This is a genomic window from Brucella pituitosa, assembly GCF_003049685.1.
Classification (GTDB): domain Bacteria; phylum Pseudomonadota; class Alphaproteobacteria; order Rhizobiales; family Rhizobiaceae; genus Brucella; species Brucella pituitosa.
In genome coordinates, this window is the sequence record NZ_PYSY02000002.1 from 1,478,892 (window position 1) to 1,503,953 (window position 25,062).

The window sequence follows — 25,062 nt, forward strand, 5'->3', positions numbered from 1 at the left end:
GGAATCTCCTGTTAGGTCAGCAGAAGCGTATGCGCTTCGCGAAACGGCGGCGTGTGCCGCCGGTGATGCTCTGGCACTCCGCTGTTAGGCGCTCAATTTCCTTATCGAGCGCGCTGATATTGGCTTTGCCATAACGAACTTCGTCATCGCCATAACGAACAACTTCTGTCTGGCCACCGGCAATAATCTGAATGCGCAACCCGCGAAGCTTTTTCGCGGCGGTGCATGGGTCATCCAGATTGACTTCTGTTTTGCGGATTCTGACGTTTGTCATGCAGCTTTCTTTCCGCTCTTTGCTGGCTCAGGGTCATCATCGGGAAGCGGTTGTTGATAAGGGCGCTCATAGGGTGAGCGCATTCCAGCTTTGACATAACGATTATGTTCTCGCTCCTGCTGATCGAACAGTTCGTCAGGATCAATGCCTTTCACACCGCATTCCATGGCAACACTGGAAGTGCCGTTAGAAATGCGCTCCGATACAGCACGTTCACTTTTATAGTCATCAGCAGTTGGCGCGGCAGGGCCGTACCACAGTGCCCACGTGAATTTGTCTCGATTGGCAGCGAAGACATCGTAGCTGATTTTGAGCTTGATGCGTCCTTCGCCGACTTCCTCATCCAACCAGTTCTCAAAAATCGCCTGTTTGAGCGGAGCCGCGAGACGCTCACGGCGGCGAAGAACAATAGGCCAGATTGTGGCTGTTTCCATACGAACGGAGGAATAAGTCGCGTTCGAGTGGTCCATTGCATAGCTGCTATAGGTAACGCCGATGGCACGGGCTGTCTCGCGATCAAGACTGGCGGCGAATGGAAGATAGCTCCCCCCCGGTGTCGTGGCCGTTCGAAACTGCAGATCTTCATCCGGACCGAGATGCGAAACTGTCGGCGTGCCGTTGATGTTAATGGAAGATTTTTTGGCTCCTTCCATCTTTGCCTGAAAGTAGTCAGCGAAATCCTCGCGCAACTCTGCTTTCAGTTCTTCATCGTCTATGGCCTCAATTGCCTCGAAAGCTTCGCGTGACGGTGCATCACTCGTCAGAATAGCAGCGAAGATTGTTTGCAGAATAGCAGTCTGCAGGGTGGCTTCGTCCAGCGTTTCTTTCTGCGCATGTTTACGTAGCGCCGATGCAAGGACAGAAATTCCTCGAACATCGGTCGCATCAACAGGGTCGAAAATGTGCAGAACAATGGGCCGCCCTTCGGCGTCTTTTGCTGGATAACGGACCTTTTTGCTGAAGCGGCGCTCCTTTTCCTCGAACAAGTAGGCGATAGGCCGTCCGTTTTCATCGTGATAGACACCCTGAAACAGGTTTTCTGTTTCGTTGGTATCCTGCACCAACTTGTTCGGCGGGATCATGCAGACTTTAAGACCAGAGGTGATCCCATATTTACGGCGCTCGGCGCGACTCATATAAGTCATCATTCCGGTAATTTCACCGAATGCCATGTTCCAGCGCAGACCAATATCCACCATCTGCGGCACGGTAAACTTACCACGTGCATCACACTCGGCTGGATTCCAGGCCCATTTTTTCCAGCGCTTCTTGATCAGTGCGACCAGTTCGGCGGTTTCTTCGCGAGAATACCCGAACTCCGTAAGATCAGGTTGGGGCTGCAAGATCAGTTCAACGCCAACCGTATCGGCTATGACCTGATCACTCGCACCTTTGAGCTTGCCTGAGTTCTGAATGAAATCCAATGCATAGGCCGCAACGCGAGACCAGCTGCGCCGAATCTCATCCCGGCTATCAACAATGGAAACCTGACGAGAAGCGAGAGCGCCAGACTTTGTGTCTCGCAACATGCGAGCGACAGGGCGCATTGATGAGACAGATAGAGCCGTGCCAGAGCGCAGGGCGCGACCCAGCCCCTTGATACGTTCTACCAGATTCATCGGTTGTTCCATTTCTCGCGACGGGTTGCTTTGTCCCGTTGCTTTTTGGGTTTCTGTGGTTTGTCGAAAACATTTGTATCGGCATGGCCGAACAAATCTTCCTCGGCTGGCACGCCATGAACCTTGACCAGCAGGTCAGCCCACCGCACGGCGGTCAGGCGCAGTTTGCGTTCCAGGTGCCAGCCGAGCGCGAAGGCGTAAACGGTGGTGTCAAACCAGTCGTTTTTGCGCCCCGCGATCTTTTTCCAGATGCGCCCCGCCTTTGACGGGATCAGCTTTCGTTTGCCGCGTGAAGGCTTGGACAATACCTCTTCGTCAGGATCGACAAGGCTTTCGGCAGTCAGTTCTTTAGCGAAGTCTTCGTCGCAAAGGTCATTGCCGATATGCAGCGTATTCCGCGACCATTGCCCGCTTTCATCGGCACCCAGCACCAGATTGGCTAAGGCTCCGACAACTGCGGTTTTCACATCGTAAAGGCCGACAGGATACAGAAGTACCTTCGCAATGATGCGGCGGTTCTTATCCTTGATGTCACGTTTGACTGGCGTTCCAAGCCAAGGCAGGCCCTGCGGCGCTCGTCCATCCAGCGCATAAACGTTTGGGCGGGGGGCGCAGAAGCGATATACGCGGTCGGTTGCAAAGCCGGAGTCGACGCCAGACAGGTCTATACCTTTTGTCCCACCACCTGCAGTCGAATATTCCCGCTCGAAGGCATTTGCGAGAGCAATCCACGGTTCATCGCTCTGATCTGGCGCCCCCTCGAATACCTCCCGGTCAATGACTTGGTATTGACCATTAGGACCAAGAGCGAGAACCATCCATTTAATACCGTAGCCCTGAACGTCTGCGGCAGAAACTACAAGTCCAGCCCATGACGGAATAACCCGTGATGGCAGCAGTTCTTTGCGAACCGCATCAACAATTTTCTCATGCTCGACTGCGATGCCGGCAGGATCATATGGCAACGCCAAATCCTGCTGAAAGAAGGTGCGCATCTTAGTGATGTTGCCTTGCGCATCCGTCCAACGCGTCCATATATCGGCCCATCGTTCACGCGGGGCATAACCTGCCCACAAATGCCACGATGGTTGCCATTCTCTGCAACGACCCTCACATGGGGCGCAGTACCAGAACGCGATCTGATCCTCTGGGATTGCCAGAGGCACGGCGGGTTCACCTTCGCGAACACGCCGCGCAATCCATTTTCCCTGTGGCAGCATTTCATGCTTATGGCCATCAATGATAACCTCGTTGCAGGATATGCAGCGGAAATGAACGGGCAATCCGTTGTCAGCATCTGCAGCCAACATATTGTCGAATTCGAGTGCCTGATATGTTCGACAATGCGGGCATGGCAAATAATAATAGCGCTGATCGCCAGCATCAAAGTCTTCAGAAATAGCACAGCTACCAGCAATGCCTGGTGTAGAACCTTGCCACTCCTTGGCCATGTCCCCGTGCATTTTTTGGCGGGCACGAGCCTGATCGCGTGGGCTACCGCGCCCGTCAACATCACTCAGATAGCCTGTGATCTCATCCATCGCGAGATACTTGATGGAGACCATCTGCAAGCCCTTGGATGAACCTGCATTCACGATCTGGCAAAAGCCACCGGCGAAACGCTTGAACGCCGTGGTTGAGCCTTGCTCGTCACGACTGTTGACAGGAAGCACCTTGTGCTTAATGCGCGGCGTTGCCTCAATCGTCGGGTGCAGCTTGATGCGATTGAACTTGGTCGCTTCTTCCAATGTTGGAAGAACGATCATCATCGAACCGGGAGCCTGATCGACGATAAAGCAAAACCAGTTCTCGATTGCCGTCGATTTTCCTAGCTGCGCCGCCCAACGTGCCGTGCAGCGACGTGCCGGATGGTCGGGGTGCAGACAATCCTGTGGTTCTTTGAGATAGGGAACACGGTCGGTACGGAAATCCCCCGGCCATGGGGAACCCGATTCTGATGATACTTTACGGTATCGGTCAGCATGTTCCGATATGGACAAGTTTTCAATCGGGCGGCTGGCAGCTTCAAGCCCCCGTAACAACACCAATTCACCACGCGGCAATTCTGCAAATTGCGCGAGTGGATCAGGGGCGTTCATGGAAGTTCTAGTTCCTCTTTCACTTCATCGGTAAGGTCTGCCTCGTCACGCTGACGCATGGCATCGATCCTTCCGAGAATTGTTTGATTGAATACATCCAGACCTTTACGCATGAATGCCTTGAGCACGATACGCGCAGACCGTTCATCAAATCCGTATTTTACTGACGCATTCGCGGCTTCGGTTTCCAAAGCACGTTCGAAAGCGCTCTGCATGAGGGCGACAGCATCTCGACCCGCCCGATCAACCTCGGACACTTTGGTCAACGTCTTGCGACGTTCGGCGAGATCCATCTCGCGCAATTCAGCATCGGCCTGCGCTTTTCGTGCGGCACCGTCAGACTGGCTCCCGCTAAATCGCGGCGCAGGGCGATATGTGCCCTGCGCCGCAGGCGTCCGCGCCGTGGGAGGAGTCGCGCGGATACGAATATTCTCACCACGGTGAGCAACAAGAGTGTTGAACTCGACCAGACGCGCCTTGCCTTCCTCGCGGATTTCTATCGCTTCGCCATGCTGCTTGATGTAGCGGGACAGCGTTGAGCGTTCGACAAGATCACCCATTTCAGTCAGCCGTTGCGCGGCTTCCGATATCGAAATCCAATCGCCGTCTGACATGATGATCCGTTCAAGGTTGTGTGTATGCACACGTGCAAGCACGTGTATCTGTGTATCGCTTTCAAAACGACCCACTGGTGAAAACCGGCAGTCGAGCACGCCCGTACAGTGGGTTTTAGAGGCATACGGTCCCTAAAAAGGGGGGGGTGGGTCAGGTCAAAAGCTTACGAATGACCGCCTCGATCCTCGGTGGCATGGTCACCGAAGCCTCGTGCTCGAAGGCCTCACGGGTCTCGCCTCGTATCATCTCATCAGGGATACGAACTTCTGACCGAACCTGCGTTACGTGCCGGCTGCTGGCCTTGCCTATACGACGATAGACATGACCGTCTAAATTCCATTGCTTCACATGGCGGTATGGGAACAGACCACCCATGATAAACGTGCCACCGAATATTCGGCGCTTGCCGAAAGGGGTTGCCGAAACACCGCGCCGCGTCTCACGAGCGTTAAAGTATTTCAGACGGATGAACCCGCCCTTAGATTTGAGCGAATATAACAACTTACCCGACTTGGCCTTATCCACGTTCTTGACCGCCCGGACGATGACACGCCGATGCAAGCCGGTCTGCTTGGTCAGATTTCGCACAACACGAGTGCGCGCCCTACGACCAACTTGGTTGACAATACGGGGCAAGACCTTGGGGAACTCGGTGTTGAGCCGCTTAATGCCATCAGCATATCTGCGCAGCCCTTCGATGTTCTGCCATCTGGACGTGAACATGAACCCGAACTTCCCAAACAAAAACCCCCGGTCGCGGATGCGCCGGGGGTTTCATCTAATCTTTTTTAGCCTCCAAGGTGTAAGTCAAGTTTCCGCCACACGTCAATAAGCTTTTTCAGGGTGATAGACATTCGCACCCTGAAAAGCCCGGAAAAGCTGGATGCCGAGCATATCTTTTTCTTCAATCCATGGTGTCACTGATACCGTTGAAAAAGTCATTCGGTGGTCAGTCAGGGTATTCGCCACGGCTGATTCCAGAACTTTGAGCGCTGCCGCCCATATTTGATAATCGATCCTGCCGAGAATATCCGAAAGTGGGTCTGGCGTTAGAATAAATTTTTGATAGGCACCACGATAAGGTCGATGCGATCGACGGTTATATCCATCGATTTCGACGGAATACTCGCGCCCGAAAGCATCCACAGCCTGTCGCTGCATGAACCAAGATGGATGAAGCCCGCCGCGTTTGAAGACTTCGCATTTCGGTTCGGGTGCCGCGTAATCCGGCACGCGTCCGAGTATGGCAGTGGAAATCACGAGCGACACGATAGATGCACCGCGCTTGCCGGCAGGGCGCAGACTGAAACGCTCAACAGCACGCGCAACCGCATCACGTGTCAGTTCACCTTGTTCGGCCCAATCACCAACCGGGTTCCAGCCTTCAGGGAACATCACGTCATATTTGGCCAGATCGGCAACCGCTCGGCCAATCTCAAGCGCATCCTCGTGTGGCGCTCCCTGTTCCACCCATGTGCCGGGGGCGGGCCGGTCGCGATCAACCAGTGTCATCAGTTCGGCATAGCCAAGAACCTTGCCCCAGGACGAAGCTTCCAATTGCCGCCATGCAGAATGAATGTTATCCAGCCCATCAGCACCGCCGCCTTTTGGCAGTTCGTGAACGAAAGCCCAGACGAGAAGTTCTTCAATCGTTACGGTTTTCATCGTTTGCACTACTTTCGATAGTTTGCGATAGTTAGCGATAGTTAGAAAATCAAGAATAACTTAATTAAATCAAAGAGTTGCGATAGTTGCGACAGTTGAAGCTCGTATATATAAGAGCATTTCCCCCATCCCCCTTTTTTCCTTATATATACGTAGGAAAAACTGGTGCAAACTATCGCAAACCATTGATTTCATTTCATTATTTCCGCTGTTTAAACTATCGCAAAGTATCACTAACTGGTGCAAACTATCGCAATAGATAAATGTAAACATATCAAAGGGTTGCCAGTTTGCAGGCGCAAATAGACAGCCAAAGGCGGGGTTGCAGGGCGTAGGCTTGCTCAGTGTCACGAGGGCGGCTCATAATCGGTTGAACCACCTCTGTCGGCAGGTTTCGGAACATCTGCAAGGCGGAACCCAAAGTACATCTTGATGCGCCCATCCTCGCGCCGGTACTTCTTCTTCATGATCAATCCAAACTTGGTCAGTGAGATGGGCCTGCCGCCTTGATCGACGGTGTAGTCCACATAAGCCTGATAGAAGTCGCGGGCGGTCACCTGCCCATGTTCGTCAGGTTCAATACATCGCGCAGCGAAAGCCGATGTGGGGTCCATTTCGTCGCGATATTCCTGCGTTTTCAATTTAACGGAATCAGGGATCAACAGCCCTTCGCGCAGGAAAATAAGCACGCCTTCAATCAGCCAGTTCAGGATGCCGGAATATTCAGGCCGGAACTCGGAGACAACATCTTCAAACTCGCGTTGCTCCTCAGTTTTGAGCGTCACTGGCCAGTGCACAACGACCATACGTCGCCATATGCCGTTATCGGTGCCCGTGATGCGCGGATAGCCGTTGCCCGACATATGGCCAGTAAAGATGGGTTTGAAGTCGAAATAGCCTTGAAAGAGATCGCGGACGGTAAAGTCTTCACCACCAGTCAAATCCTTGACCAGATTTTCCCGCAAATCCTCGCCTTCCGGCAATTCTTTCACTCGCAGAAACCGTCGCCCATAGAGCCGCGCCATATCGGGTGAGGCAGCTCCACCGGAGTTTCCCTCACCAATGAAGGATTCAGAAGGCAATGTGACGGCAATATCACCGAAAAGCCGGCTCAGAGTTTCCATGTAAACCGACTTGCCGTTTGCACCGAAACCATAATGGAAGAACAGTTTCTGCACCGTCAGGCCGACAAGGCCGAGGCCTGACGCAACCTGCACCATGCGGCGCACATCTTCGCTTGGCAGCATCCGCTCAAGAAACGCTGTCCATTTCGGGCATTTGGCCTTTTTGTTATAGGCAACGGGCACAATCTGGGTCATCAGGTCCGAGCGTTTGTGACCTTTGATGGCTTCGACCTTTGCAACTTTCTGCTCGATATATTCCGGCAGATCATCGCGGTTGTCGTCGGGGTCGTCATATGCAGGATTGCGTAGGGTTTCGGTTTTCCGCGAAAACACAAGTGTATGATCGAGAAGCGCAACTTTGAGCGGATCGGCGTTAAAGTCGTCCGGACCACGCATCACATGCGGCGCAAGACATGTAAGCATGGCTTCCAGTCGCGCCTTGTTCTTAGATGTCACCGCATGATCCATGCGGCGTTTTCTTCGCTTGGCGAGGTTCTCTTTGGCGTTTAATGCGACATTTGCCAGCTTTTTTTCGAGGGGCGTTCTTTCATTTTCTGTCTTTTTTAAAGCCTCCTTAGCCGCCTTCACGACTTCCAATTCCTCCGGCGAATATTGCAGAAACTCAGTTTCCATGGCGATGCGCCCGCCCAATTGCTGCGCAACAGCAAGGGAGCGTGGATCGCCGGTATCAATATCCCAATGCGTGCCATCCCATATCGCATAGGTCGCCTTGCGCGCCTTGCTCTGGGCCAGCACCAGCATATCTTCGCCGAAATGCCGTTGAAGGCGCTCTGCATTGTCAGTGTCGGAATGATCAAGTTTGGCGCAGGTCTTAACCACGCCGCGATCTACAGGGCGGCTGTCCCGCAACGTGGCTTGTGGTTCGCCATCGTCATTATGTGCGCCATCTGCAGCGTACTCGCCATCAGGCGCGGGGTTGCGGGGTTCCAGTGCGGCAGCATCCGCCTGTCGTGTGGCTTCATTCAAAATGGCGCGCACAGCAGCAGGAACGTCTTTGGTATTCTTGGTCACGCGGCACCTGCCATCATTTCAGAAAAATCAATCCCGGCTGGAGGCCAGGCAATCGCCACGCGTCGGCCATCGCGCATGATGCGGGCTTTCGCACGCGCCATTGCGGCAGCAGTCATGATTCGCTCGGAATCCCCGTCACCCAACAAAATAACGTCGCGCACATGGTCAGGCATCCAGAATGCATCGTCGGATGCTTGATCCGCGCGCGGCACAGGCCCGGCAATCATAACGGGGCGCAACCGGGCCTTGCTGTCGGCCTTCTTCAGTGTGGGATGTGCAAACCTCGATGCGGGCTCCGCAGGCCCAGCCAGATTGCCAAGGTCGCCTGCAGCAAAGTAAAATGTATCATCGCGAAAGCCTTCCGCGCGCCCGACAGCCGCCACATTCTCAATTCCTTCACCGCCAACCCATCGCAACGCGTCGGGCGATCCGGCGATAGGTATAAGACCGCCCTTTTTAGAGCCACGCATCTTCTTGGAAGGCAGAAACTCCCCGGATTGTGGGTCAACGATTTCGGGCCGACATTTAGGGCGACAGTCCAGCGCGATCCAGGTGATATGACAGCCGATAACCGTCATGTCCGGGCAGACAAACGGCGCTACCATTGCGGGGCCATCATGAATAACCTCATCGCCATGCCAGTAAGGTACGGATGGCGAAACGCGTAACCACGTCGCTTCTGTTACGCCGGCACCGCGTGCCATGAGATAAAACCGGCCTTCTGGCTGACCGGCTGAAACCAAATTAACAGCACGGCTATAAATGCCACGCGCCTTGTTCCGCTCTTTCTCGCGGAAATCGACCTGCTGCGCATTCTGTCTGGCTTGTTCTTCCTCATTCTTGCGTCGCTGCGCGTCAAGGCGTGCAAGCCGTGCTTGCCGGTCGTTATCACTTTCGCGCTCACCACCTTCGGGAATCGGCTCACCAGTCAGCAGCGAGCAGGCTTCCAGCAGCCCGTCACGGCTGCGCGGATTAAGCCCCCGGATATGCGCTGCCATGCCAATGGCGTCGTTACCGCCAATGCCACCCTGCCGGCAGTTCCATTTGCCTTTCTGGGTATTGAAGGCAAATGTATCCGTTCCACCGCAAGCGGGGCAGGGTTGCGGGTGTTCGTTGCCGCTCGCCCGGAATTTCAGGCCGAGCCGCTGCGCGCCGTCCGCAATGGAAACTGCGCGCGCGTTCTCGATAAAGAGTTCAAGAGCGGTGTTCATTCTGCACCTATATCTTTCCGGCGCGCGAGCGCATTGCGGCTTGTCACCATGGTGTAGCCATCAGGGAACCGGACCAAACACGAGTTCATCACCTTAGCGCGTACATCGACGGCGCAAGGCTGACCTTTTCGTCCTTGGCGGTTCCAACGATAGAGATAGGGGAACTGGACAGCCGTCGTCATTCCGCTGCCTCCATCTGCATGGCAAGATGGCTGCAATTTGCCGCAACAAGCGCGGCAGCAACGGGCGGGCAAACGCTATTGCCGCAGCATGAAACCTGCACGGTTTTGGAAAACTCTGTTCCATCCAGACCGCGTTCAATTTCGTAACCTTCGGGAAAACCTTGCGCTCGAAAGAGTTCACGCGGCACCAGCATGCGCATGCCAATATCGACAATCACATATGTCACGCCCGCACTTGTGAGCGTTACAAACTCGCGTTGATCCCAGAACCCAAACGAACGCAGAAAATCAGCAACTGCCCTCGCTCTGGCGGCTTGTTCGGGCATGAAGGGCGGCACATCAAGTGCCGCTTCAACATGGCCATGTCGATCCTTGGTGGTAACGGTGCGAACAGGTTCATTCCCGACACCTCCGTCGCCAGTGCCATAATAGGCTTGCAGATAGGGTGCTACGACACTCTGCTGACTGCCGGTGCGGGTGACGGTCGATAACGGCGCATTTGCTGCGCGTCCCGGATTTACACCACCCTTACGACGACCATCATTGTTGTGCTGCGCGATGAAGGCCGAAACCAACTGAGATTTACCCGCACCGTCGGGCATGACCGTGTGTGCCGGTTCATTCATCCCATGTCCCGTCGACGTACCGAATTGCCGCGCAACGAAAGCAGAAATGACTCCGTTTTGATCCTTTCTGCTGGCAGTAATGGTATGCGCTGGGGCCGTCATTGGACGCACAGACCCGCCATGCTGCGCAGCAGTAAGTATCGGGGTAATCAAAGCATGACGATTTTCAGTCACGACTGTTGCAAGAGGCCCGACAAGCTCGGAGGTTCTCTCCCACCGTCCGCCGTCATGGCCATAATAGGAAGCGAGATGCGGTGAAACGAGCGCTTTCTCACCCCTGTGCGCACCCGTGACCGTTCGACATGGCTCATTGATATCCTCAACACGCCCACCATGGGTGAGATTGACGAGAAATGGACGCTCTGCATCAAGCACATAACGCTTTAGTCCGCGTGCGACGCGGGCCATGGTATTATCAGCAAGAGGTCGCACCGCCCGCAAACCGTATTGTTCCTTTATCTGATCGCTTGTCTCGAAGATGGAAGGGCAAGGCAGTGACCAGTCGATAATTTCTGCTGCCGTCCGCCACAGCTGCTTTTTCCCAGCAATAACGTCCTTGTCGTCAGGCGCGCCATGCGTCGGCTTTGGCCAGATGATGGGCTGCCCGTCGAAGCGGATGACGGCAAAAAACCGTTTGCGAATGGTCGGCGCGCCATAGTCGCATGCACGCAATTCCCGCCACTCGATTTTTCCACCCAGCGAACGGATCTTGCGACACCATTTTTTGAAGTACTCGCCCTTGCGCTCAGGGTCCGGCATAAGTCCGCGTGGGGTTTCGATCAGCGGGCCGTAATCCTGAAATTCTTCCACATTCTCCAGACAGACAACATCGACCCTACCGCCGCTTTTTTGAATGCGCTCAATCCAGCCCGGAATGATCCAGGCAAGGTCACGAATATTGCGTTCGACGGGTTTTCCGCCCTTTGCTTTGGAAAAATGCTTACAGTCAGGGCTAAACCATGCCAGCCCCACATGTGCACCACGAAGATAGTCGAGCGGGTCGATCTTGTAGACGTTCTCGGAGAGATGAAGCGTTTGCGGGTGATTGGCTTCATGCAGAGCAAGTGCTGCAGGGTTATGATTGATGGCGATATCCGGCGAGCGTCCGAGAGCCATTTCAATACCCGTCGACGCACCGCCGCCACCCGCAAAGGAATCAACGATAAGCGGCAACATCATTGCTCAACCTCCCCAATGGTAGCGCGCCCATCGGGAAGCCTGATTTGCGCCGTTGATGTGGTGAGATGCCTGCGAATAGTGCGTTCACTAAATCCGGACGCCTCACGCATTTGCTTTCGCGTCAGGCCCATTTCTCGCAGAAGAGATAGGCCTTCAATGACAGTTGCGGGGTGAAGATCGGGACTGAAACTTGCAGGCGTGATACTGCCCGGCTGGCCGAAAGTTTTCATGGAAAAGCCTTCCGTCTGTTGGTGAGTTCCTGGATTTCAAAAAAGCTGGTGGGCCGCTCAAGCCAGTTGCAGAGCGCCTGAAGGGATTCCGTGCCGACGCGCTTGCCGCTAATCACACGGCGAACATCATCCGCGGGGATTGCGCATATGCGCGCCACATCAATCTCCCTCATGCAGGAGCACATGCGCTGACGGTCGACATACATGCCGAGAATGGTGAAGTCGGTCTTGGCGGGGGCAGTCATTCTGCTGCCTCATTGCTGAAAAGCGGGCCTAAATCCGCCGCTTGCTCAGGGACGTTGCTGACCCGCCATTCTTTCTCGATCCGGCGTTGCGCAAGCTCGGCATATTCCGGGTTAAGTTCGATCAGGATTGCCCGCCGCCCATGGCGCGCAGCTACAAGTCCTGTCGTTCCAGCACCACCGAATGGATCAAGCACAACACCATCTTTCGGGCATCCAGCGAGAATGCACCGTTCAGCAAGTTCAGGTGGGAATGTGGCGAAGTGAGCTTCTGAGAAAGCCCGCGTTGCAATGGGCCAAACTGAAAGTGGAGCAGGTTCGAAATTGCGAAGGTAGCGCCCATTAGCCCCTTGCTCGGCCTTGGTCATCTTGTCCCAACGGCCTTTAAAACCTTCGTGATTGCGTACGTGTCCACGATGTTTCTCTTTTTCAGGCCGGTTATGTGCAGCTGGCGTGTGTGGCTCACTACCGGTTGCCCATCCTGCCACTGTTGGAATATTTCCAGTGGCACTTATCTGCCGCACGGCTTCTGCATCATAATATGCACCAATGCGTATCCAACGCGCACCTTCCCGAGCTGGATCAGTAATTAATGGGCAGCGTTCAGTCAGATCCGGCGCAAATGAAATTTCGCCAGTATCGCGTGCACGCCATACGTCGCCGTTGTCCGATTTTGTCAGCATGAAAATCTTTTCATGCGAAGTGGATGGACGATAAGCGCCGGAAGAATCCGGCATTGGGTTGGATTTGCCCCAAATGATTTCCGAACGCACCCACCAACCCGCATCTTGCAATGCTATAGCAAGCCGGTTTGGGATCATAAGTAGGTCTTTAGACTTGATGCCTTCGCCCACTGTCGAGAACGGCTTATCCCGAAAGGTCCGGTCGTCTGTACCTTCCGCCTTGTACTCAGCGGCAGACTTTCCATTTGGCGTCGTGGCATAGCAATCACCGTAATTGATCCAGCAAGTGCCGGTCGGTTTAAGCACACGGCGCACCTCTGCAAACACCGCCACCATGACGGTGAGGTGTTCAGCAAGTGTGGGTTCCAGCCCCATCTGTCCTTCGACGCCATAATCGCGAAGCCCCCAATATGGAGGTGAGGTGACCACGCAATCGATACTGTCCGAGGGAATGTGGGATAGTGCGTCAAGACAATCAGACACTATAATTTCGATGCGATCATCAAGTATGAAAGCACTCATCGCGCCCCAGCCTTTATCAAAAACATGAAAATGGAAATCCACACGCCCACGAGCGTTGCGCCAATACACAGTGAGGCGATGATGAGTGCGGTGCAGATTGGGTGATTGGGTTGCCGGCGTGTCATCATTCATCACCGACAATGCGCAAGCTGGCGTCGCCGCGTCGGGCGTTCGCCATTTGATGGGAAATGCTGGTGCGAAGTTCAGTAACCGAGCGCTCCAGGTTGGAACTCACACGATCCATCTGTGTGGCTTCAGCATGCGTAACCCTGCCGTCCGCAAATGCCTGCGCGCTTACATTCATAAGTTCGCTTGTGTTGCGCATCACATCGGAATGGGCTGCGAGAAGGTTGCCAGCTGCACGGACATCATCGTCGGGATCAGCCAGCCGTCTTCCATTGAGTGCGGCCATAGCAGTGGTAACCACCGGCACCCCGCATTCATGCTCAAGCATATACACAGCATTGAGTGACATGAGGTCGGTGTCGGTGGTGTTGTTCCATCGGCCCACATGGCTCTTGGAAATACTGGTGATTTCGGAAACGCGCTCAATCCCGCCGCAATATTTGATCAGGTCGCGCTGTGCGGATTTGATCCGCAAAAACCATGCCTCGTTTGCAAGTGCCATAGTTGTGTCCTCAAAAGACAAAGCTTTCCCGTGGCGGGAAAATCCGCAGTTTTTTCCCGTTTTGGGAAAGGTTTTTGAGTGTCAGGTTGGCGTGGTCGGAGCGCTAAGGCGGGCTAATCACCTTGGCGCTTCGGAAAGGTCGGACAAACAGTCGAAGGAATGGGGAAATCCACCGATGCCAATACCGAATGTGGAAACGTTGCTCATCATGGAGCGCATCAAGAGTGAAGCTCTCGCCAAGGCCTTTGAGGAGGTTGCCGTATTGCTTGCTGGTCGGATCGACCACGGGCATTACCGGGCACTGAATAAGCGCCTTGTTGAAGTCGTCGAGCGAATGCCAGTAATCCCACTGAAATATGCGGCGGGCGTTGAGATTGCCGCGCTCGATCAGCAGATGATCAAGCAAAATGCGATAGGGCTCACAATCCACGCTATCGATGACGCCTTCAAGTTGGCTCGCAAGAGACTCCGCCGTTAAACGACAGGATGTGGAATGAAATGAGAAATAATCGTCCCGCGCGGATTCACGTTCAAGGCGTGCAATTTCCCTACGTACCAACAGGCGCAAGCGAGCCAAACGAATACGGTCAATGTCACGGCATGAGTGACCATGGATCATTGCGCAAAATGCAACATCGAAACGGCGGAGAAAGCGTCGGAGGTTACTCATACGGGTTCCTCCATCTTGTTCGGTGCATCATAAGCAGGCAAAAAATCATCCGCAGAAAGATGGATGCCTCTACTCGCCGCCGCAGCAATGATTGGGCGGATATGCTCGATTGGGATCAATCCACCTGTGCCGCCCTTTTCCTTCGCATACATCCAGCGATAGGCTCGCGAGACGTGTACGCCGCAGACTTGGGCAACATCGTCGGCACCGATTTTGGTGATGATACTTCTGGCTGGTTCAAGATGTCGTTTGGTCATGCAGGCATTATTCGCGAAAATCGCGATAAGTGTCAAGCACGTTTCGCGAAAATCGCGATAGAAAAAATCGCGATAGTCGCGATGATATCATCATGAGTGATAGGCAATTTACATATAGACTTTGGCTTAAGCAGGAATTGGAAAAGCGCCCCAGAGGAACCAAGGGTGCCTTGGCCAAGTTTTTGGGTGTGAGCGCCGATGCTGTCACTCGAATGTCGAATATCGAGAGTGGCAAAGAAGCGCGTGAAATAAAAGCGCACGAGCTTCCTTTAATTCAGAAGTTTTTTTCGGAACAAGGATCGGAGCCAGATCCTTTGCCGTCTGTGGTTTCGGATGATGGCCCGATCAGAGGAGATCAGGCCATTCTTGACATGTTAAAACGCATAGAAGGCTTGGATCAACGCGGTGTTGAAGTGGTGTTCTCTGTCATCGATACGGTTATTCAGCGTCAGCCCGCCAAACAAGAATCGTCATCCGCTGATGATCAACCCGAGATTTCCATTCCCCACCATGTACTGAAGCCATAGTTTCAGCGAGTTCATTGGCTTTAAACTCAATCTTCTGCATTGAAGCAAGAAGGCCACCGTTTAGGGTGGCCACTCTAAGAAGTTCTATTCTATCGCTTTCCTTGCCTGCTTCTATGCGAGCAAACTTGATCATTCCTCTCTCCCGCAGCTAGACTTTTTCCATCTCATCGACCTCTGGAGGCAGTTGGTCGCCATGGGCGAAGATCAGCTTTGGTGGTTCGAAATCACCTGTTTCAGCGTCGCCGGTGTTCGAAAACGCAATAACCATGGGGCTTCTATTAGCCATGCGCTCGGCTGTACGCCGTGCATGCGCCACGTCTTTTGCGATGAAAGGCGTGTCGGGCCGCAAGTTCCCGCCCTTAATTTTGGTGTAGCTTTGCACGATAAAATTAGTTTGCATGCCCATTACCCTTACTCCCTGTTACGCTCGTTATGTGTGACAGGATGACTCAGAAAGCAGAACGGAACAAGAACAAAGTTGATAAAAGGTTAACGGCGTTTTGCCGTTGCTAGATGTTGTATGCAGAACGGGCACCACAGTCCGATACTAGATATGAAAGAGGCCCCTGCCGATAAGCGGGGGCCTTTTTTGTTTGCGCGCAATGCGCTGCTGTTCACATTGATACCTCCCTTTTGCTAACAATTTTCATGGTCGAATTGCCAAGCTTGGATTACCTGATTCTAGCACAGATCGTTGACGAGGCAAATAAAATCGCGAAAATCGCGATAAGGCAATTGACACTATTCGCGATATTCGCGAATATACCTCCATTGAACCGTTGGAGGCGACGATGAATCTTTCCACCAAAATAGCATCATATGCGTCAGCGAGAAGCTTTCGCCCTGTTTATCCTAGCCGCGCTGCTGATCCGCGCGGGTCTGAAACAACACCCCATCTGCGTGCCATCGAAATGGCGAAGACGATGCAGGATGTTGCTGCATCACGAGGCGCTGCCACCCTTCGTGATCTGCTTAATGCGGGCTTCACATCTGCCGAAATCATTGAATTCGGCATTCAGGCGCAGAATCTCGCTGCTGAGTGGAAATCGGAGAGCCGCAAAGGCGCTTACGACAACATTGAAGACATGGTGATGAAGGTGCGGGAGCCAATGCCGAACCGTCCACCGATGACCGAGAACTTCCTGACATCGTCCGCGTTTTTTGAGGCATGGGGCCTGTATTGTGCAGGCCGCGCGGCACTTATGCTTGATCCATGGGCCGCACAGCGTGAGCGCTGCATTGTGCATCTGGGCCGATTCCTCAACATGCTACCGCTGCTTCCGGCAGAACGCGCTCGCCTCATGCAATCGGCGGAAAAGACACTCCCGAAAATCGCGGTTGTTCATTCGAGGGCAGTAGCATGAATGCCACGTCCCTTAGCAGTCAGGAACAGGCAACTTATGATGCCTGCATGCCGGTTCCCAGCGAGTGTCAGGCGGTCATGTCATTCAGGCCTGATGGCAGCCTGATGAACCTGGCTGGACCGACGGAGGCAGATGTCCATTGGCAGACGCTTGGCAACGCTCTTTCAAAAATTGCCCGTTTCAATGGAATATATAGATGCCTAGCCTATTCGGTCGCCCAACATAGCGTCATGGGTGCCGATGCTTTGATAAACGAAACTGGCGATCCTATCCTTGCAGGTCACTTCTTGTTGCATGATGCTCATGAAGCATGGATTGGCGATCAATCCCGGCCCGCTACTGAGCTTTTGGCAGACGCACTATTCCGTATGCACGGCTTGCCTGTGCATTGGGTCCATAACGCAGTCAATGAAATAAAGGCGCGGCTGGATCAGCCCATTTATCACAAGGCGGGCCTGACACCCGTTTTACCGCAGATCGTGCGCGACATGGATGAGCGCATGCTGCAGGCCGAAACACTCGCTCTATTTGGCCCCACCGGCTATCGCAATCTGGCAGGCCGGGAAATGCCCATGCCAAAGCTCACAGGCGCAATCAAGCCATGGGGCGCGATGAAGGCCGAGGAACAATGGCTTGATCGTCTCAGCCGTTATCTCGGTATCGATTGGAGGGCTGCATGAGCCTCAATCGTCATGAGATGATTGGCCGTCTTGGTGCCGATCCCGAAGTGCGCAGAGGCAACAGTGGCGACACGATTGTCACAATGCGTATCGTCACATCCGATACATGGCGCGACAGGACCACCGGCGAGAAGAAAGAAAAGTCCGAGTGGCACAGCGTTGTAATTTTCAATCAGCACATCGCGAAGACGGCAGAGCAGTATCTGAAAAAGGGCAACATCGTTTTCATTGCCGGCAAGGTACGCACCCGCAAATGGGAAGATCAGAGCGGAAACACCCGTTATTCGACCGAGACGGTGTTGGAATCTTTTGGCGGCGAGCTTGAGCTATTGCCGCAAGGCAATGGCAGCACGCGCGGAACGCCAAGCCCCGATGATTACGGCGAGACGAAAACCCGCGAACCATCCAGCAATACACAAACGTCCGACAGCTACTCCAACCAGAGTGGCGGTGGGTTTGCGCGTGACCTTGATGACGAGATTCCATTTGCGCCCGAATGGCGCGGATAACAGCCCCAACACCTTTCTAAAAATCAGCAGAGGAAGCCATGCAACGCATCCGTGACTCCAATACCATCATCAGCATTCTTGAAAACGGTGAGGTGGTTCCCCGGCTTTCAAACGAAATGCTGGAAACTTTCCTCGCCTTGAAGGAACACACCGGCGACCGCCCGAAGGTTAAGGCCAAGGGATCAGTCACGCTCAAACTGAATATCGAAGTGGTCGACGGCACTGTCACCATTGAAGCCGAAATCAGTTCAAAGCGTCCGAAGCCTGTTCATGGCTCTTCCCATTTCTGGATGCTCGAAGACGGCAGTCTTTCGACCCAGCACCCCAAACAAATCGACATGTTCGGTGGGCCGCGTGACGCAATGCGCAGCACGTCAGGAACGATCAACGGCTAACCCCAATTTAATTCAGGAGTTATTATGTCTGAAACGACAAACAGCACCATTCATCACGGCGTTTCCTTTGATATCGCCGCTGCCGCTGCACTTGGCAGTCAGGCCAATGCTGTCGAGATTACGACAATCAAATCTACTGGTGACCAAAAAGGCCTTCCGAAGGAAGTTCCGGTTGTACTCACCAAGGGTGATGAACCCGGCGTACGCAGTGTCGCAGGATTGCTTGAGGAATTCCGTCTGCATCCTGAACGCAAGACAGGCATCGCACAGGTTCAGACGCTGGAAACGCTCATTGATCTGACCAATCGTCATAAGACGGATCATTCGGCTGTTTTCGTCAATCTGGACTGGCGCAAGCCCTCAATGACGACTGTGATTGATTATCACCAGAACGAAAACGGCGGCATTGCAGATTTTTGCCGCCATCGCATCCACTATGATTTCCCACTCTCGGAAGAATGGAAATTATGGGTCGCAACCAACGATACATTCATGGAGCAGGAGAAGTTTGCCTATTTCCTTGAGGATCGTATCCCTGATCTGGCCTCGCCATCTGAGATTGAACGGGTCAATTTCGAGCGTGATTTTTCCAGCACCGTGACCACGCCATCCCAATTGATCGAGCTTTCGCGCAAGATGCAGGTCAATGTAGAATCCAAGGTGAAGGTCAATCACGCCCTGCAATCGGGCGAACGACAGTTGCAATGGGAAGAAGTGCACGTCGGTGCTGATGGCAAAGCGATCACCATTCCCGGCATGTTCATTCTTTCTATCCCGGCATTCTTTATGGGCGATACAATCCGCATTCCGGTTCGGCTTCGCTATCGCGTGTCAGGCGGCACGGTGTATTGGAGCTACGCCATTTATCGCCCGGATCAGGTCATCACAGAGCATCTGCTGCATTCGGTGGCGGACGTGAAGCGTGAAACCGAACTGCCATCATACACTGGCAAGCCGGAGATCAATTGATGTCGGCATCCAGCTTTACAATCGCGCGGGGAGCATTGCTCCCCGCCTTGAAGGCGGTCAATCGGGCCGTCGAAAAGCGCAACACGATTCCTATTCTTGGCAATGTTCTGATCCGTGCCGAGAATGATCATCTGACGATTACCGGCACCAACCTTGATCTTGAAGTGCGCGCCAGTGCAGCGGCTCCCGGTCTTGGTTCGATTACGCCTTTCACCATGCCATCAGCGCTGTTGCATGATGCAGTCAATAAATTTGCAGAGGGTGCTGAAGTCAGGTTTGATGGCGATGACGCACATATCAACGTGTCCGCAGGTCGCTCCAAATTTCGCCTTCAGGTACTGCCGGCTTCTGATTTCCCGGAAATGACGGCGGGTGAATTCACACATCGCTTTAAACTGGCAGGATCAGAAATCGCTGATGCGATGTCGAAAGTCAGCTTTGCAATTTCCACTGAGGAAACCCGCTATTATCTGAATGGCATCCACCTGCACAGAACTGATGAGCATCTTGCCTTTGTCGCGACTGACGGGCATCGTCTCGCATTGATCAAATTACTGCCGCCAGAGGGCAGCGAAGGAATGCCAGGCGTGATTGTCCCGCGCGCGACAGTTGCCGTTCTCAGGCATCTTGTGAGCACTGAGGGCGTTGTTTCAGTCAGCCTGTCGGAAAGAAAAGTCCGCTTTGAGTTGCCGGGCGGCGTTGTGATCACATCAAAGCTGATTGAAGGAACCTATCCGGATTATCAGCGTGTCATCCCGGCCAATAATGACAAGTCCTACACGATTGAGCGTGAAGCCCTGTCGGCAGCGTTGGGACGCGTCATGACGCTTTCATCGGAACGCGGACGCGCGGTGAAATTCACATTCGCACCCGACGAATTGCGTCTGGAAACGAACAATCCGGATAGCGGCAACGCACAGGACACCATCAACATTTCGGATGGTGCATCGGATGGACTCGAAATCGGGTTCAATGGGAGCTACTGCCTCGACATTTTGGAAGCGCTCGAAGCGAAGGAACTGACGTTCGAACTCGAACAGGCAGGTTCTCCTTGCAAGATATCAACCACAGATGCACCAGCGAGCGGCGAGAAGCCTCTTTTCGTGCTGATGCCCATGCGCGTTTGAGGAGAGCTGAAATGGGAAAAGTCTTTCCAGATATTCCTGACTTTGCCTTATCTATTCAACAGCCATGGGCGTGGTTGATCGTCAACGGCCATAAGGACATTGAAAACCGGGATTGGCGGACGCGGTTTCGCGGCCCCGTGGCAATTCATGCTGGCAAGAAAATTGACTATGATTGTGCAGTCGCAATCCAACAGTGCTCTCATCCGGTTACGGGCGGCGTTCTGGACGTCGATACGTTCTTAGAAGCAGGTAAGGGCACTGGAGGCATCGTCGGGGTTGCTGAGATCGTTGATTGTCAAGCCGCGGATGATTGGGAGACGAGGGATAACCCTTGGTTCGTCGGCAAGTATGGCTTTGTCATCCGCAACGCCCGGACTGTCCCATTCATCCCCTGCAAAGGCGCACTTGGTTTCTTCGACTGGAGAAAAAAAATGTCTCCAGTGGGAGGCGCACTATGAACTGCGCCGAAATTCCAATTCAACAGATGGCTGAGGCTGCAGGCAAAGTTATCTTTGGCGATATGTTTTCTGCACCGAAAGATGATGATCCGAAATGGGTTAAGCAGACATGGGAGCGCGTAGTAGCGGCGATTGAGTCCGCGCTCATATACTTTCCTGACACCGCCATGGACAAGCTCACCCGTTGCCGAATTCGGGAGGCAGCCCTCTCTGAGGCTGCGAATTGGCATCAAGGCGAGGCAGAGCGTAAACGTGTTTGCCCTGAGAAGAATAGAACTCTGCGCGCACAGATTTCAACACACGTGGCGAGCGAGGCGGCTATTCGATCCCTTGCAGCTAATGTCAGTGCTATGGTGTCTGAACCATCCCCGCGTGCGCAGGCGTCAGTGCTAAGCCGCAGACTAGAGGATTTCCTCACGGAGAATGAGGATTGCTTTTTTGACAGCGAAATTCAGACGGTCAAAGACGCCATAAGCGCCCTCGCGTCTCAGCCTGTAGCGAACCATATTACCGAAGCCGGTAAAATGGTTTCGGATGGTTTGCCTACGCATCGCCATAAGAAGCGCGGTACTGAATACGTGCTGATAGGCGTCGGAAAAATGCAGGCGGAAAACTGGCGTGATCCAGACATAGACGCGGACTATGACAGCCAACTTGTCGATATGCGAGAGGTCGCTGTTTATCGGAGCGTCGATGATGGCGCGATCTGGGTTCGCCCACGTGAAGAGTTTGAAGACGGTCGCTTCGTGGCCCTCCCAGCCTCACCGGGAGCGTCGGAATGAGAGAGCTTTCAACAGATGCCCGCGTAATTGCTCAATCGGTTTTCGGGTTTGGCGGAAAATCGATGCTTCGTGCTGGCGGCTCAGGATCGGAAAACGTCCTAACGAACCGATCATTAGCGGCTATCAATGAGCTCATCGAAGCTGGTTATGTTCAATCACGGCCTTACAACGATTATGGACGGATCGAGTATCAAGGCACCGAAAAACTATATCAAATCCCGAAGTTAACATTCGCGGAAATGGAAACGCATGGACGTTTTTCGCTCACCCGCCCCACTCAGGAGGTAGAACCGTGAAAAGGCAGATTCCATTCAAGCAAGCTGATGTGACCCGTGCCATAAAAGGAGCGCTCGCTGCCGGCATGAAGGTGGCGAGGGCCGAGATAGACCAAACTGGAAAGATCATTGTGGTATCTCCCAGTGAAGACGCGGTGAAGCCCACGAATGAACTCGACAGGTGGTTGGCAGAGAATGCGCGTGCATCTTAAAGGTATCAACAAAGCGAAGGTGAAGTTGGCGAACGGCGATACCGTGACTTACTGGTATGCTTGGCGCGGAGGTCCGAGGCTGAAAGGTCAGCCTGGAGATATTGAATTTATCAACTCTTACAATGAGGCGATTGCCACCAAAGTTAAACCCAAAGCAGGCTCCCTCCTGTCGCTTCTCAACGGTTTTCAACAAACGACTATTTGGGACGATCTCGCGCCGCGCACCAAAAAAGACTACATAAAACTCATTAAAGTGATCGAACAGAAATTCGGCAGTTTCCCGTTATCTGCTCTCGCTGACACCCGAACTCGTTCTGTTTTCATGCAGTGGCGTGACGAGCGCGCTAAACAATCGCGCAGGCAGGCGGACTATGGGTGGCAGGTTCTTGCGCGTATCCTTTCATGGGGGCACGGCAACGGACTTATTCTTGCTAATCCCTGCGAGAAGGGTGGGCGGGTGTATAGAGGGTCGCGGGCTGAAAAAGTCTGGACAACTGACGATGAGAATTTGTTTCTGGAGAAAGCCCCGGCCCATTTGCACTTGGCGCTGATTCTAGCCCTATGGACAGGGCAAAGGCAGGGAGATTTACTAAGCCTGACTTGGCAAGCGTACGATGGGCAGCGCATCCGATTGCGACAATCGAAGACAGGCGCACGTGTTATAATTCCAGTTGGCGCGCCCTTGAAGGCAGCGCTTGATGCTGTGGCTGAAAAGTCAGGCGAGATCCTGAAAACGACGGATGGGACGCCATGGACTGCCCATGGATTTAGTTCATCTTGGCGAAAAGCTTGTGCTAAAGCCGGTGTAACCGGGGTGACATTCAACGACTTGCGAGGGACGGCTGTTACACGGCTTGCACTGGCTGAATGCACCGAAGCGGAGATAGCAACAATCAGCGGGCACAGCCTTCGCGATGTGCGCTCAATCCTCGATGCACACTACCTCAACCGTGATCCGAAGCTGGCAGAATCAGCAATACGAAAGCTCGAAAACAGAACAAAGTTTGCAAAATGATCTGCAAAACGCTCTAAAGTGTTCTAGCTCTGTTTCAGAGATTATGTAATGAAATCAATTGGCTGGGGAACCTGGATTCGAACCAAGACTAACGGAGTCAGAGTCCGTCGTTCTACCATTAAACTATTCCCCAGCAGGGTTCGCGTATCAGTTATATTTGCCTGAAGCGCGATTGCGACAGAAGCGTGAAGCTTTGTTTGTCGACGGCCTCCATCTAGCGAACTCAAACGATGAGTGCAAGCCCTTCTTTTAAAAAATCTTGGCAAATTCAGTTATTTCGCAGTTACTCACAAAAAGACCGGCATTTGGGTGAGGTGGCGAAGGGGTTCTGCATAAAAAAAGCCCGGCAGCAGAGATGCGGCCGGGCAAAGAGACAGGCTGGCCGAGAGGGGACCCGACCTGTGAAGGTGGCGCCTGCCAGATGTTCGATCAGCAGATGTGGCGCGTGGCCTCAACGCGCGAACGCGCATCTGCAAGGGCAGCCAGAATGCGGGTTGGATCGTCCGCTCCGCGCTGGTGAACTGCCGTATAAATATCTCCACTCTGCAGCCCGATATCCTTCAGAAGGTAATTGTCGAGCTCATTGAGGTGCATCACATGGCGCCGGTTTCGGAAAAGCGTCCAGCGACGCAGAACCGACGTAAACACGGCTTGAACCATTTGCTTGAGCACGGAGGTCGTTGCGCTCGTTGCTGGTAAGGGCGTTATTGTGGTCTTGCTTATCGCTGTCATTGCCGCTCTCCTTCAAGCGCGCTTGGTCAAAAATGTTTCTATCGTCAGGTCATTCGCTTTCGCGTCTCCGTTCTCTGCGATGTCGCCTTTATCCAATAATTAAATTGATTGTTCTAACGAATGTTTTTAATGTGATAGTTCAATAATTATGATGGATGGTTCTGATGAGCGCACCCTTGGATCTTGACCAGTTGCAGACCTTCATCGCCATTGCCGATACGGGTAGTTTTACCAAGGCGGCGGACGCTGTTTTCAAGACACAATCGGCAGTTTCCATGCAGATGCGTCGTCTTGAAGAGCGGATCGGCAAAGCGTTGTTTGAACGTGATGGCCGCATGAATCGTCTGACCGAAGATGGTGAGAGATTGCTTCTTTACGCCCGTCGTATGCTGCTGCTGAACGGCGAAACCATCGCTGCTTTTGATGACACGCAACTCGAAGGCCATGTGCGTATCGGTACGCCAGATGATTATGCGGATCGGTTTTTGCCGGAAATCATGGCACGGTTTGCGCGTTCCAATCCGCGCGTCGAGCTGTCGGTGGTTTGTGAGCCGACAGTTAATCTTGATGAAATGATCCGTCGTGGGACGCTTGATATTGCCCTTGTGACGCAGTGTGATGACAAGCGGCGGTCTGAGGTGGTGCGTACAGAACCGCTCCTGTGGGTGACGTCGGCCAATCATGCGGTGCATGAGGAGGCGATGCTTCCGCTTGCTGTTGGGCGCCCGACCTGTATCTGGCGTCATGCGGCCATTGATGTTTTGGAACAGGTAGAGCGCGATTATCGCATTATCATCACGAGCTGGTCTGCAACAGTTCTTGCGGCGGCAGTGCTTTCAGGCCTTGCCGTATCGGTTTTACCGGAATGTGCGCTGAGGCCGGGAATGCGTGTGTTGGGCGAGGCAGATGGATTTGGTACTTTGCCAGAATTTGGCATTGGGATCATGCGCGGGCACACCAAGCAGAATGCGATTGTTGACGCTCTGGCACAGCATATCATTGAAAGTCTTGATAATATCTCCTCGCCTGCGCCAGCTTCTATGGTTTCCGCTGAAATTGCATCGTTCCCGTCCGTCCGCACCCGTCGCGTGCGCAGCAACGAGTTGATGCCGGGTTGGTGACCGTGCATAATCGAAACAGGCGGCGTCTTGACCAGTTG

30 protein-coding genes and 1 tRNA gene are annotated in these 25,062 nt (G+C 53.6%); 13 read left to right on the forward strand and 18 right to left on the reverse strand.

What is annotated here, in order from left to right; translation table 11 throughout:
* Nucleotides 1-16 precede the first annotated feature (16 nt).
* The 14 genes from C9380_RS19215 to C9380_RS19280 all read right to left on the reverse strand — a co-directional run bounded on the left by C9380_RS19215 (nt 17) and on the right by C9380_RS19280 (nt 13,931).
* Nucleotides 17-274, reverse strand: coding sequence for a hypothetical protein (locus tag C9380_RS19215; RefSeq protein ID WP_128094314.1), 258 nt, complete (start codon nt 272-274; stop codon nt 17-19).
* Nucleotides 271-1,893 carry a phage portal protein gene (locus C9380_RS19220; RefSeq protein WP_128094315.1) on the reverse strand — a complete coding sequence of 541 codons (1,623 nt, stop codon included), beginning with the start codon at nt 1,891-1,893 and terminating at the stop codon, nt 271-273. Before C9380_RS19220 ends, C9380_RS19215 begins: the two co-directional genes overlap by 4 nt.
* Nucleotides 1,890-3,992, reverse strand: a complete 2,103-nt coding sequence (locus C9380_RS19225) for a terminase gpA endonuclease subunit (protein WP_128094316.1) — start codon at nt 3,990-3,992, stop codon at nt 1,890-1,892. Before C9380_RS19225 ends, C9380_RS19220 begins: the two co-directional genes overlap by 4 nt.
* A complete protein-coding gene (locus C9380_RS19230) occupies nt 3,989-4,681 on the reverse strand; it encodes a hypothetical protein (RefSeq protein WP_247877580.1) in 693 nt (230 codons plus the stop codon). The genes C9380_RS19225 and C9380_RS19230 overlap by 4 nt, the downstream gene beginning before the upstream one ends.
* Before the next feature lie 76 nt (nt 4,682-4,757).
* On the reverse strand, nt 4,758-5,330 hold the full coding sequence (locus C9380_RS19235) for a hypothetical protein (protein ID WP_128094317.1): 573 nt from the start codon (nt 5,328-5,330) through the stop codon (nt 4,758-4,760).
* Nucleotides 5,331-5,432: 102 nt separating this feature from the next.
* Entirely contained in the window at nt 5,433-6,272 is an 840-nt protein-coding gene (locus tag C9380_RS19240) for a hypothetical protein (protein WP_128094318.1), read from the reverse strand.
* A 347-nt stretch (nt 6,273-6,619) separates the two neighbouring features.
* Nucleotides 6,620-8,428: a DNA primase family protein gene (locus C9380_RS19245; protein ID WP_128094319.1), complete on the reverse strand. Its 1,809-nt coding sequence runs from the start codon at nt 8,426-8,428 to the stop codon at nt 6,620-6,622.
* On the reverse strand, nt 8,425-9,639 hold the full coding sequence (locus tag C9380_RS19250) for a DUF7146 domain-containing protein (RefSeq protein ID WP_128094320.1): 1,215 nt from the start codon (nt 9,637-9,639) through the stop codon (nt 8,425-8,427). The genes C9380_RS19245 and C9380_RS19250 overlap by 4 nt, the downstream gene beginning before the upstream one ends.
* A complete protein-coding gene (locus C9380_RS19255) occupies nt 9,636-9,821 on the reverse strand; it encodes a hypothetical protein (protein WP_128094321.1) in 186 nt (61 codons plus the stop codon). Before C9380_RS19255 ends, C9380_RS19250 begins: the two co-directional genes overlap by 4 nt.
* Complete coding sequence (locus C9380_RS19260; RefSeq protein WP_128094322.1) at nt 9,818-11,626, reverse strand: DNA cytosine methyltransferase; 1,809 nt, start codon at nt 11,624-11,626, stop codon at nt 9,818-9,820. Before C9380_RS19260 ends, C9380_RS19255 begins: the two co-directional genes overlap by 4 nt.
* Nucleotides 11,623-11,856: a hypothetical protein gene (locus tag C9380_RS19265; RefSeq protein WP_128094323.1), complete on the reverse strand. Its 234-nt coding sequence runs from the start codon at nt 11,854-11,856 to the stop codon at nt 11,623-11,625. Before C9380_RS19265 ends, C9380_RS19260 begins: the two co-directional genes overlap by 4 nt.
* Nucleotides 11,853-12,101 carry a hypothetical protein gene (locus C9380_RS19270; RefSeq protein ID WP_128094324.1) on the reverse strand — a complete coding sequence of 83 codons (249 nt, stop codon included), beginning with the start codon at nt 12,099-12,101 and terminating at the stop codon, nt 11,853-11,855. The genes C9380_RS19265 and C9380_RS19270 overlap by 4 nt, the downstream gene beginning before the upstream one ends.
* On the reverse strand, nt 12,098-13,303 hold the full coding sequence (locus C9380_RS19275; protein ID WP_128094479.1) for a DNA-methyltransferase: 1,206 nt from the start codon (nt 13,301-13,303) through the stop codon (nt 12,098-12,100). Before C9380_RS19275 ends, C9380_RS19270 begins: the two co-directional genes overlap by 4 nt.
* A gap of 124 nt (nt 13,304-13,427) precedes the next feature.
* Complete coding sequence (locus C9380_RS19280) at nt 13,428-13,931, reverse strand: phage regulatory CII family protein (protein WP_128094325.1); 504 nt, start codon at nt 13,929-13,931, stop codon at nt 13,428-13,430.
* Nucleotides 13,932-14,106: 175 nt separating this feature from the next.
* On the opposite strand from C9380_RS19280, the gene C9380_RS19285 reads away from it, so the two are divergent.
* On the forward strand, nt 14,107-14,409 hold the full coding sequence (locus C9380_RS19285; RefSeq protein WP_128094326.1) for a hypothetical protein: 303 nt from the start codon (nt 14,107-14,109) through the stop codon (nt 14,407-14,409).
* A gap of 188 nt (nt 14,410-14,597) precedes the next feature.
* On the opposite strand, the gene C9380_RS19290 is transcribed toward C9380_RS19285, so the two are convergent.
* Nucleotides 14,598-14,858, reverse strand: coding sequence for a hypothetical protein (locus C9380_RS19290; protein ID WP_084486960.1), 261 nt, complete (start codon nt 14,856-14,858; stop codon nt 14,598-14,600).
* A 92-nt stretch (nt 14,859-14,950) separates the two neighbouring features.
* On the opposite strand from C9380_RS19290, the gene C9380_RS19295 reads away from it, so the two are divergent.
* Nucleotides 14,951-15,385, forward strand: a complete 435-nt coding sequence (locus tag C9380_RS19295; protein WP_128094327.1) for a hypothetical protein — start codon at nt 14,951-14,953, stop codon at nt 15,383-15,385.
* Between the two features lie 148 nt (nt 15,386-15,533).
* On the opposite strand, the gene C9380_RS19300 is transcribed toward C9380_RS19295, so the two are convergent.
* Complete coding sequence (locus C9380_RS19300) at nt 15,534-15,785, reverse strand: hypothetical protein (RefSeq protein WP_247877579.1); 252 nt, start codon at nt 15,783-15,785, stop codon at nt 15,534-15,536.
* Nucleotides 15,786-16,176: 391 nt separating this feature from the next.
* Between C9380_RS19300 and C9380_RS19305 the strand changes: the two genes are divergently transcribed.
* The 10 genes from C9380_RS19305 to C9380_RS19350 all read left to right on the forward strand — a co-directional run bounded on the left by C9380_RS19305 (nt 16,177) and on the right by C9380_RS19350 (nt 23,171).
* Nucleotides 16,177-16,749, forward strand: a complete 573-nt coding sequence (locus C9380_RS19305; protein ID WP_128094329.1) for a hypothetical protein — start codon at nt 16,177-16,179, stop codon at nt 16,747-16,749.
* Nucleotides 16,746-17,429 (forward strand): hypothetical protein, encoded by a 684-nt coding sequence (locus tag C9380_RS19310; RefSeq protein ID WP_128094330.1) that lies wholly within the window; start codon nt 16,746-16,748, stop codon nt 17,427-17,429. The genes C9380_RS19305 and C9380_RS19310 overlap by 4 nt, the downstream gene beginning before the upstream one ends.
* On the forward strand, nt 17,426-17,938 hold the full coding sequence (ssb, locus tag C9380_RS19315; protein WP_128094331.1) for a single-stranded DNA-binding protein: 513 nt from the start codon (nt 17,426-17,428) through the stop codon (nt 17,936-17,938). Before C9380_RS19310 ends, ssb begins: the two co-directional genes overlap by 4 nt.
* 38 nt (nt 17,939-17,976) lie before the next feature.
* Complete coding sequence (locus tag C9380_RS19320) at nt 17,977-18,333, forward strand: YfdP family phage-associated protein (protein WP_111786577.1); 357 nt, start codon at nt 17,977-17,979, stop codon at nt 18,331-18,333.
* Between the two features lie 24 nt (nt 18,334-18,357).
* Complete coding sequence (locus C9380_RS19325) at nt 18,358-19,302, forward strand: DUF2303 family protein (RefSeq protein WP_128094332.1); 945 nt, start codon at nt 18,358-18,360, stop codon at nt 19,300-19,302.
* Nucleotides 19,302-20,429 carry a DNA polymerase III subunit beta gene (dnaN, locus tag C9380_RS19330; RefSeq protein WP_128094333.1) on the forward strand — a complete coding sequence of 376 codons (1,128 nt, stop codon included), beginning with the start codon at nt 19,302-19,304 and terminating at the stop codon, nt 20,427-20,429. The genes C9380_RS19325 and dnaN overlap by 1 nt, the downstream gene beginning before the upstream one ends.
* A gap of 11 nt (nt 20,430-20,440) precedes the next feature.
* Nucleotides 20,441-20,887: an ASCH domain-containing protein gene (locus tag C9380_RS19335; protein WP_128094334.1), complete on the forward strand. Its 447-nt coding sequence runs from the start codon at nt 20,441-20,443 to the stop codon at nt 20,885-20,887.
* Nucleotides 20,884-21,669: a hypothetical protein gene (locus tag C9380_RS27100; protein ID WP_210249759.1), complete on the forward strand. Its 786-nt coding sequence runs from the start codon at nt 20,884-20,886 to the stop codon at nt 21,667-21,669. Before C9380_RS19335 ends, C9380_RS27100 begins: the two co-directional genes overlap by 4 nt.
* On the forward strand, nt 21,666-21,965 hold the full coding sequence (locus tag C9380_RS19345) for a hypothetical protein (RefSeq protein WP_128094335.1): 300 nt from the start codon (nt 21,666-21,668) through the stop codon (nt 21,963-21,965). Before C9380_RS27100 ends, C9380_RS19345 begins: the two co-directional genes overlap by 4 nt.
* Before the next feature lie 147 nt (nt 21,966-22,112).
* Nucleotides 22,113-23,171: a tyrosine-type recombinase/integrase gene (locus C9380_RS19350; protein ID WP_247877578.1), complete on the forward strand. Its 1,059-nt coding sequence runs from the start codon at nt 22,113-22,115 to the stop codon at nt 23,169-23,171.
* 59 nt (nt 23,172-23,230) lie between these two features.
* Here the strand turns inward: C9380_RS19350 and C9380_RS19355 are convergent.
* Together C9380_RS19355 and C9380_RS19360 are read right to left on the reverse strand one after the other, a co-directional pair.
* A tRNA-Gln gene (locus tag C9380_RS19355) sits at nt 23,231-23,304 on the reverse strand.
* A gap of 296 nt (nt 23,305-23,600) precedes the next feature.
* Nucleotides 23,601-23,903, reverse strand: coding sequence for a DUF1127 domain-containing protein (locus tag C9380_RS19360; RefSeq protein WP_128094336.1), 303 nt, complete (start codon nt 23,901-23,903; stop codon nt 23,601-23,603).
* 164 nt (nt 23,904-24,067) lie between these two features.
* On the opposite strand from C9380_RS19360, the gene C9380_RS19365 reads away from it, so the two are divergent.
* Nucleotides 24,068-25,024: a LysR substrate-binding domain-containing protein gene (locus C9380_RS19365; RefSeq protein ID WP_100558073.1), complete on the forward strand. Its 957-nt coding sequence runs from the start codon at nt 24,068-24,070 to the stop codon at nt 25,022-25,024.
* Nucleotides 25,025-25,062 lie beyond the last annotated feature (38 nt).

What these genes read in the sequence shown, in the direction of transcription:
- C9380_RS19215 (WP_128094314.1), bottom strand. Translation starts at nt 274, where the DNA reads ATGACAAACGTCAGAATCCGCAAAACAGAAGTCAATCTGGATGACCCA.
- C9380_RS19220 (WP_128094315.1), bottom strand. Translation starts at nt 1,893, where the DNA reads ATGAATCTGGTAGAACGTATCAAGGGGCTGGGTCGCGCCCTGCGCTCT.
- C9380_RS19225 (WP_128094316.1), bottom strand. Translation starts at nt 3,992, where the DNA reads ATGAACGCCCCTGATCCACTCGCGCAATTTGCAGAATTGCCGCGTGGT.
- C9380_RS19235 (WP_128094317.1), bottom strand. Translation starts at nt 5,330, where the DNA reads ATGTTCACGTCCAGATGGCAGAACATCGAAGGGCTGCGCAGATATGCT.
- C9380_RS19240 (WP_128094318.1), bottom strand. Translation starts at nt 6,272, where the DNA reads ATGAAAACCGTAACGATTGAAGAACTTCTCGTCTGGGCTTTCGTTCAC.
- C9380_RS19250 (WP_128094320.1), bottom strand. Translation starts at nt 9,639, where the DNA reads ATGAACACCGCTCTTGAACTCTTTATCGAGAACGCGCGCGCAGTTTCC.
- C9380_RS19255 (WP_128094321.1), bottom strand. Translation starts at nt 9,821, where the DNA reads ATGACGACGGCTGTCCAGTTCCCCTATCTCTATCGTTGGAACCGCCAA.
- C9380_RS19260 (WP_128094322.1), bottom strand. Translation starts at nt 11,626, where the DNA reads ATGATGTTGCCGCTTATCGTTGATTCCTTTGCGGGTGGCGGCGGTGCG.
- C9380_RS19265 (WP_128094323.1), bottom strand. Translation starts at nt 11,856, where the DNA reads ATGAAAACTTTCGGCCAGCCGGGCAGTATCACGCCTGCAAGTTTCAGT.
- C9380_RS19270 (WP_128094324.1), bottom strand. Translation starts at nt 12,101, where the DNA reads ATGACTGCCCCCGCCAAGACCGACTTCACCATTCTCGGCATGTATGTC.
- C9380_RS19275 (WP_128094479.1), bottom strand. Translation starts at nt 13,303, where the DNA reads ATGAGTGCTTTCATACTTGATGATCGCATCGAAATTATAGTGTCTGAT.
- C9380_RS19280 (WP_128094325.1), bottom strand. Translation starts at nt 13,931, where the DNA reads ATGGCACTTGCAAACGAGGCATGGTTTTTGCGGATCAAATCCGCACAG.
- C9380_RS19285 (WP_128094326.1), top strand. Translation starts at nt 14,107, where the DNA reads ATGCCAATACCGAATGTGGAAACGTTGCTCATCATGGAGCGCATCAAG.
- C9380_RS19290 (WP_084486960.1), bottom strand. Translation starts at nt 14,858, where the DNA reads ATGACCAAACGACATCTTGAACCAGCCAGAAGTATCATCACCAAAATC.
- C9380_RS19295 (WP_128094327.1), top strand. Translation starts at nt 14,951, where the DNA reads ATGAGTGATAGGCAATTTACATATAGACTTTGGCTTAAGCAGGAATTG.
- C9380_RS19300 (WP_247877579.1), bottom strand. Translation starts at nt 15,785, where the DNA reads ATGCAAACTAATTTTATCGTGCAAAGCTACACCAAAATTAAGGGCGGG.
- C9380_RS19305 (WP_128094329.1), top strand. Translation starts at nt 16,177, where the DNA reads ATGAATCTTTCCACCAAAATAGCATCATATGCGTCAGCGAGAAGCTTT.
- C9380_RS19310 (WP_128094330.1), top strand. Translation starts at nt 16,746, where the DNA reads ATGAATGCCACGTCCCTTAGCAGTCAGGAACAGGCAACTTATGATGCC.
- ssb (WP_128094331.1), top strand. Translation starts at nt 17,426, where the DNA reads ATGAGCCTCAATCGTCATGAGATGATTGGCCGTCTTGGTGCCGATCCC.
- C9380_RS19320 (WP_111786577.1), top strand. Translation starts at nt 17,977, where the DNA reads ATGCAACGCATCCGTGACTCCAATACCATCATCAGCATTCTTGAAAAC.
- C9380_RS19325 (WP_128094332.1), top strand. Translation starts at nt 18,358, where the DNA reads ATGTCTGAAACGACAAACAGCACCATTCATCACGGCGTTTCCTTTGAT.
- dnaN (WP_128094333.1), top strand. Translation starts at nt 19,302, where the DNA reads ATGTCGGCATCCAGCTTTACAATCGCGCGGGGAGCATTGCTCCCCGCC.
- C9380_RS19335 (WP_128094334.1), top strand. Translation starts at nt 20,441, where the DNA reads ATGGGAAAAGTCTTTCCAGATATTCCTGACTTTGCCTTATCTATTCAA.
- C9380_RS27100 (WP_210249759.1), top strand. Translation starts at nt 20,884, where the DNA reads ATGAACTGCGCCGAAATTCCAATTCAACAGATGGCTGAGGCTGCAGGC.
- C9380_RS19345 (WP_128094335.1), top strand. Translation starts at nt 21,666, where the DNA reads ATGAGAGAGCTTTCAACAGATGCCCGCGTAATTGCTCAATCGGTTTTC.
- C9380_RS19350 (WP_247877578.1), top strand. Translation starts at nt 22,113, where the DNA reads ATGAACTCGACAGGTGGTTGGCAGAGAATGCGCGTGCATCTTAAAGGT.
- C9380_RS19360 (WP_128094336.1), bottom strand. Translation starts at nt 23,903, where the DNA reads ATGACAGCGATAAGCAAGACCACAATAACGCCCTTACCAGCAACGAGC.
- C9380_RS19365 (WP_100558073.1), top strand. Translation starts at nt 24,068, where the DNA reads ATGAGCGCACCCTTGGATCTTGACCAGTTGCAGACCTTCATCGCCATT.